Raw genomic sequence first — 6,434 nt, forward strand, 5'->3', positions numbered from 1 at the left:
CCTTGCACTTCTCTTTTTTTCGTGTTATCTTACATTTAGTGGCTTCCATTTGTAGGTTTTTTTCTTTTTAGACCTACTAGAAGTCTTTCAGGTCTCATTTCTTTCATACTAAGTTAACAGAGCCTATTCTATAAGATAAATCAGAAACTAGAATTTCCCAACATTCCTGAGTTATCAGTGTACCACAAAAATCATAAATGATACACTAAATAAGACGGGTAAGTTCATTTTTTGGTTCCTCAAGAATAATGTAACCAGGCTGAATACTTGATAGTCAAAAGGATAAAAGGTATAGAATTTGAATTGAATATTTAATAAATGGAAAATAAAAACCCGTCCCGCGTAACATGCTTAAACTGTTACTATGGAATGGGTTTTTACTACATTTACAATATCAATTTTAATTTCTTTTTAGTAAGCTTCTTGGCTGTCCATTAATTAGCTGTCTAATAAATGACAGGCTACCTTATGCTCTGGATTATCCTTGAGGGGACGTAATTGAGGTTCTTCATTTTTACATATTTCCATACAGTACCTGCATCTGGGATGGAAACGGCATCCCTTTGGAGGATTAATTGGAGAAGGCACATCTCCTTCAAGCAGAATACGTTCCTTCTTCGCGCCTACAATTGGTATGGGAACAGCTGAAAGCAGAGCCTGTGTATAAGGATGTACCTGTCTTTTATATAAGCTCTCTGAATCAGCCAACTCTACTATCTTACCAAGATACATGACAGCTATCCTGTCACTCATGTACTGGACCACACTTAAGTCATGGGCAATGAAAATATAAGTAAGGCAAAACTGTTTCTGGAGCTTGCGCATCAAATTCAGTACCTGTGCTTGTATTGAAACATCCAGAGCCGAAACAGGTTCGTCGCATACAATCAGCTCAGGTTTCATAGCTAGTGCCCTGGCAATACATATACGCTGACGCTGGCCTCCGGAGAATTCATGGGGATATCTGTACATGTAATCCGGTTGAAGATTGACGGTCTGAAGGATCTCAGCTATCATTTCCTTACGTTCTTCTTTATTCCCTAATTTATGGATCCGCATAGGTTCATCAAAAGAAGCATATATGTTTTTCATAGGATCGAAAGAAGCATATGGATCCTGAAATATCATCTGGATTCTTCTGCAAGCGCGGAAACTCTCTTCCTTTGACAGTGAAAAAAGATCCTTTACCTCCCCGTCTTCGCCACGTATCAACAATTGGCCTCCATTGGGCTTATACAACCTCATGATACATTTCCCCAATGTAGTTTTACCGCAGCCTGATTCTCCAACTATACCCAGCGTTTCACCTTTTCGCACCTCTAATGTAATATCATCAACAGCCTTCACATACCCAACTACTCTCTTGAGAATTCCTTTGGTAACGGGAAAATATTTCTTTAAATTATTTACCTTCAGCAATACATCTTCACTGATTCTGAAAGTTTCTTTTTCCAGTTCAATCATTTCTATCGCCTCCCTCATACAGCCAGCAGCGCACCTCATGCCCTTCCTCTATTTCTGTAACTGAGGGATGGGCTGTTTTACATTTATCACAAGCTTTCGGACACCGAGGCTCAAACTCACAACCTTCAAAAACAATAGACGCATCCGGAGTGGTTCCTTCAATAGACTCCAGTTCCACATCCTTACCCATACCCAGTACCGGCACTGATTTTAACAAGGCCTGAGTGTACGGGTGTTTAGGATTGTTAAAGATCTGCTCAAGACTGCCGAATTCAACAATACGTCCCATATACATTACTGCAACCTCATCGCATACCTCAGCTACAATACCCATATTATGGGTAATCAATATAACTGACATATCCATTGATTTCTGCATCTGTTTCATTAAGCTCAGTATTTGAGCTTGAATTGTTACGTCCAGAGCTGTAGTAGGTTCGTCAGCTATTAAAATTTTGGGATTGCTGATCAAACCTATGGCAATCATTATACGCTGCTTCATACCTCCGGAAAGTTCATGAGGATAACTTTTATAACGAGCCACAGGATCCGGAATGCCTAAATCCTTAAGCAAGCTAATAATTCTATTTTTACCTTCTTCCTTACTGACCTTTTCATGAGTCAGTAAAGCTTCCATTATCTGCCATCCAATGCTATATACGGGGTCAAGAGATGATAAAGGATCTTGGAAAATCATTGATATATGTTTTCCCCGTAAAGAGCGCATTTCTTTGCTGTTGCGCTCATAATCAGTGATAACGAATTCCTGCCCAGGCTCAGGTGAATATATCACATTGCCTCCTGATATATAACCATTTTTAGGTAACAGCTGCGTAATTGAATGGGCAGTGACACTTTTTCCGCAGCCTGATTCACCGACTATACCCAAGGTCACGCCTCGGCGCAAATTAAAACTAACATCGTTAACAGCATTAACGGTTTTTTTCCCAACTTTAAATTTAGTTTGCAGATTTTTTACTTTTAATATATAATCTTTTTCCATATTCGGCCTCCTTACTGTGTAGCGTCAAAGACGTCGCGCAGTCCATCACCAAAGAAATTAACACCTAAAACAAACAAGGATATCACTATACCGGGAGCTATCCACAATATTGGATGATTTTGAAATATGGTAAAGCTTCTGGCTGCATTTATAACATTTCCCCAGGTAGGAATAGCATTTGGCACACCCATACCCAGAAAACTCAAGGCCGCTTCTGATAGTACAAATCCTGCAGTCTGCATGGTTATGGATACGATGACCGGTCCTAATGTATTAGGTAAAATATGTTTAAACATAATAGATGTACTGGATACTCCGTTGGTTCTGTAAAATTCTATAAAAGGCTCAGTTTTTAATGACAGCACCTTGCTTCTCACAAGACGTGCCGTACTCATCCATCCGGTAAAGCAGAATATCAGCACCAGGTTTCCGAGGCTTCTTCCTGAGAGACCCACCAGTATCAGAATCAGCATAATCTGAGGAAAGGTTGTCATTACTTCACATAGATAAATAATAACCGAGTCAATTTTTCCACCATAATAACCTGCTATACAACCAAGTACACAACCTATCAATGCTGCGCCTAAAGCAGAGGTTAAGCCTACTACTATTGAAATGCGTCCCCCATACAATATTCTGGCAAGAGTGTCCCTTCCGGCATTATCAGTTCCAAGTGGATGTTCAAGAGAAGCCGGTTTTAACCTATCTGCAGGATTTACATATGATGGATCATAAGGAGTTAATATAGGTGCAAATATTGAACATAATACAAATATAGAAACTATTATAAGTCCTAACATGGCAAGTTTATTCGATGCAAACTTCTGGATATTCCTTCTTGCCAGACTCGACTTTTTTATTTTATTTACTTTTTTGGGAGTAACAGTCTTCATCATTACTTTCATTTACGCATACCTCCTTATGATTCGCCAAAACGGATACGGGGATCTAAGATGGCAGAGAAAATATCTATAAGGAAACTTGCTACTAATACCGCAATGGCAATAAACAAAGTGGTTATCATTACCACCGGCATATCACTGCCTGAAATGGATTCCACTATGAGAGTCCCCATGCCCGGATAGTTGAAAACGCTCTCGATAACTACGGTTCCGGAAATCAAAATAGGTATGCGGTTTACTATTATAATCATTACCGGAATTAAAGCATTTCTGAAAGAATGGAAAAAGTTTACTCTTCCTTCAGATAAACCTTTACTTCTTGCTGCTTTTATATAATCCTTGTTCATAACATCAAGCATGGAACCTTTTGTATATCTCATAAGCGTAGCTGTATATGCAATTCCAATAATTAATACGGGCATTATCATGTATGGTATACGTTCAATAAAAGATTCCTTGCCTATTGTGAACCGTCCTCCGGTAGGGAGCCATTTAAGGTTAATGGCAAATATTACAATAGCAGTCAGACCAAAAAAGAATTCCGGGATCGATACTCCCACCATACCTAAAGCAGTTAAAGTATAGTCTATAGGCGTATTGCGTTTGATCGCGGTGATGAATCCGAAACCAATACCAAGTATTGTAGCAATTATAAATCCAAGAATTGTAATCTCCAGGGTGGCAGGAAGCCTTGAAAGAATAACTTTGGAGATTTTGGCGCCGGATATAAGACTGTAACCTAAATCACCCCTCAACAAATCGCCAAGCCAGCGGAAATAACGTACAATGGCCGGATCATTAAGTCCCAGACTATCCCGCATTTGTTCTATTGCCTCTTCAGTCATAAAGGCCATTTGTTCAGGAGAAATTTTATAGGATAAGGGATCGCCCGGTACAAACTGAAGGCAAATGAAAATAATTACGGTTATTAAAAAGAGCTTTGGTATCATTGCCAACAGTCTTCTAATAAAATAAGCGAGCATAATTTTCCTCCTTCGATGTTTAGAAATTTAAGTATAGTCGTCAGACAAAACTTTATTATCGTCTTTTTTACCGCTTTTTTCGTTTGGATATTAAAAATTAAAGCAGGCAGGAGAATTAACTCCTCCTGCTTTAATTTCACTTCAGAACAAGTTGGAGAAATAACTATGAAAACTCCTTCTTGAATGAATATCATATTTTATGGTTTGCGGAGCTTCCATGATTCAAGTCTCAGGTCACAAGTTCTGTAGATTGCCAGGTCTGTTCCTTTAAGCCATACTTCATCAAAATCCCACTTAGCATCATTAAATACCATAACCTTGTTCATAGCATATAACGGGATTTGAGCACAGTATTCTACTCCATTTTCCTGTAATTTATTACCTATTTCTCTAATTTTATTGGTGTCTGTTGTTATCAGCAGTTCATTCATATATTTAGTGAATAATTCATCACGGAGCTCTGCATTGCCAAGATACTTGTCATAAATAGCTCCGGTAGCTAGCAAACCATAGCATTCCAGACCGCTCATCTGGTTTGCACCAGCATAGAGCAGATCCCAGTTCTTCATTTCATATATTGCATTGGCCAAATCCTGAGTGAATAGTATTGATTCAGTCTTGATACCTACATCGTTTAAGTTCTGGCAGATATAATCAACTATATCTTTTGATATCTGGTCGTTGTAATAATAAGCAATGCGAACTGTTGAGCCATCATACCCAACGGACTTCAGCAACTCTTTTGCTTTCTCTGTATCTCTCTTAAACCTTGGTATTGACTTATTATAGAATGGATCATCAGGGTTCACCAGTGTTGACAATGCAACTGCCTGACCAGGGAAGTACGAAGCTATACCCTCTTTGTCGATAGCATAATTGATAGCTTTGCGGAAATCTGCATTTGCCATGAACTTGTTCCACTTTCCGTCCTGAGAGCCGGTTAAGTTAGTGCACATCAGACGGATATATGCAGATGGAAATACTTGATATGAATAGTCCGGATTCTTGGAAACAACGTTTTGAGCAAAGTTTATATCATTGAATTCATTTGAATGAACAAGGTCAAGTTTTCCTGCTATCATGGCAGCTTCTGCAGCATCCTTACCGCCGGTGCTGAAGCTTATACCATGAATATATTTGATTCCCGGCTTAGGTCCATACCAGTCATCATTTCTGACCAATACACAAGAATCGGGATAATGAACTGATTCAAGTTTATATGGTCCGCAATGGATCGGGAATTCCCAGTATTCATATTCTCCAAACTTTGTATAATCCACATTTTCAGGGAAACAATGTCTCGGATATGGAACGAAGGTTGCCAAAGTACGCATGAAATAGCTATATGGCGTATGCAGTTCAATAGTAAGTTTCTTGCCATCTGCCTTTATACCCTCAATATGATCAGCCGTTCCCTCAACAAATTCTTTTGCCCCTTTAATATAAGCAAAGGAACCGCGTTCATTCTGGATACCATAACCTCTCAGCTGAGCCTCAAAGCTGAATACAAAGTCATCAGCCGTAACAGGTTTTCCATCAGTCCAGTTACAGTTTTCACGGATGTAGAAAGTATATATCAGTCCGTCATTTGAAATATCCCATTTTTCTGCTATTCTGGGTACATATTTTGTGTGGTCTTCAATATCCAGTTTCAGCAAGGTGTCATAGAGCATGTCAGGAACTTGAGACTGATAATCCAGGTAAACGCACTCGAATTTTCCGTCCGTACCTCCGGATGCAAACCACAGAACATTCAGACTGCCTGTTTCGCTGTAATCTTCTTCTTTTGTCTCTGTAGGTTGAGTGTCTTTGGTGTCGGTCTGAGTAGTCGAAGTTTTTGAATCTCCAGATGTAGTTGTCTTCGAAGCACAACCTGCAACTCCACTAACCAAAACACATAAAACTAGCAGAAGTGCCAAAAGCTTTTTCATGTTTTCTCCTCCTTCTAAAAAATAATGTTCTGTTAACTTAATAATAAAATGAGACCTGAAACGCTTCTGGTATAATGGAAATTGCCACAAACCATTACCTCCCAGAAAGGAGCGTTTAGGTCTCATGACTATTATACCACCAAACGTTGTA

Annotated in this window: 5 protein-coding genes; all 5 read right to left on the minus strand. The window is 39.1% G+C overall.

Annotated elements, in window-relative coordinates:
• Positions 1 to 438 precede the first annotated feature (438 nt).
• Entirely contained in the window at positions 439 to 1,464 is a 1,026-nt protein-coding gene (locus GXX20_10400; protein HHW32064.1) for an ABC transporter ATP-binding protein, read from the minus strand.
• Entirely contained in the window at positions 1,457 to 2,467 is a 1,011-nt protein-coding gene (locus GXX20_10405; GenBank protein HHW32065.1) for an ABC transporter ATP-binding protein, read from the minus strand. Before GXX20_10405 ends, GXX20_10400 begins: the two co-directional genes overlap by 8 nt.
• Positions 2,468 to 2,478: 11 nt before the next feature.
• A complete protein-coding gene (locus GXX20_10410) occupies positions 2,479 to 3,360 on the minus strand; it encodes an ABC transporter permease (protein ID HHW32066.1) in 882 nt (293 codons plus the stop codon).
• Positions 3,361 to 3,386: 26 nt separating this feature from the next.
• Positions 3,387 to 4,352 carry an ABC transporter permease gene (locus tag GXX20_10415; protein HHW32067.1) on the minus strand — a complete coding sequence of 322 codons (966 nt, stop codon included), beginning with the start codon at positions 4,350 to 4,352 and terminating at the stop codon, positions 3,387 to 3,389.
• 197 nt (positions 4,353 to 4,549) lie between these two features.
• Entirely contained in the window at positions 4,550 to 6,283 is a 1,734-nt protein-coding gene (locus GXX20_10420) for an ABC transporter substrate-binding protein (protein ID HHW32068.1), read from the minus strand.
• Between the last annotated feature and the right edge of the window lie 151 nt (positions 6,284 to 6,434).

Source organism: Clostridiaceae bacterium, from assembly GCA_012840395.1.
Taxonomy (GTDB): domain Bacteria; phylum Bacillota; class Clostridia; order Acetivibrionales; family DULL01; genus DULL01.

Bases quoted from the DNA above. Each gene is read 5' to 3' on its own strand.
- GXX20_10400 (HHW32064.1), bottom strand. From the start codon at position 1,464: ATGATTGAACTGGAAAAAGAAACTTTCAGAATCAGTGAAGATGTATTG.
- GXX20_10415 (HHW32067.1), bottom strand. From the start codon at position 4,352: ATGCTCGCTTATTTTATTAGAAGACTGTTGGCAATGATACCAAAGCTC.
- GXX20_10410 (HHW32066.1), bottom strand. From the start codon at position 3,360: ATGAAGACTGTTACTCCCAAAAAAGTAAATAAAATAAAAAAGTCGAGT.
- GXX20_10420 (HHW32068.1), bottom strand. From the start codon at position 6,283: ATGAAAAAGCTTTTGGCACTTCTGCTAGTTTTATGTGTTTTGGTTAGT.
- GXX20_10405 (HHW32065.1), bottom strand. From the start codon at position 2,467: ATGGAAAAAGATTATATATTAAAAGTAAAAAATCTGCAAACTAAATTT.